General features: G+C 50.7%; 1 protein-coding gene. It reads left to right on the top strand.

Annotation, left to right across the window (positions count from 1 at the left end; translation table 11 throughout):
• Nucleotides 1-215, top strand: a 215-nt coding sequence (locus tag HJY11_RS14435) for a class I tRNA ligase family protein (protein WP_208076553.1), incomplete at both ends; no start/stop codon positions are given.

Here is a 215-nt window from a genome sequence, read left to right as displayed (position 1 = left end):
GCCATCGCCACAGAGGTTAAAGTTATTGATAAGCTGAAGAGCGAGGGAATTGACAAGCATGATCTGGGACGCGATAAATTCCTGGAGAAGGCATGGGAGTGGAAAGAGGACTACGGCAGCCGTATCGTTAAGCAGCTCCATAAATTCGGTTACTCTGCAGACTGGGACAGAGAGCGTTTTACCATGGATGAGGGATGCTCCGATGCCGTGCTGGA

It is taken from the genome of Bittarella massiliensis (ex Durand et al. 2017) (genome assembly GCF_017566145.1).
Lineage (GTDB): Bacteria > Bacillota > Clostridia > Oscillospirales > Ruminococcaceae > Bittarella > Bittarella massiliensis_A.
Note: the sequence above shows the minus strand (reverse complement) of the source record. Positions and strands in the feature narration are given on the sequence as shown.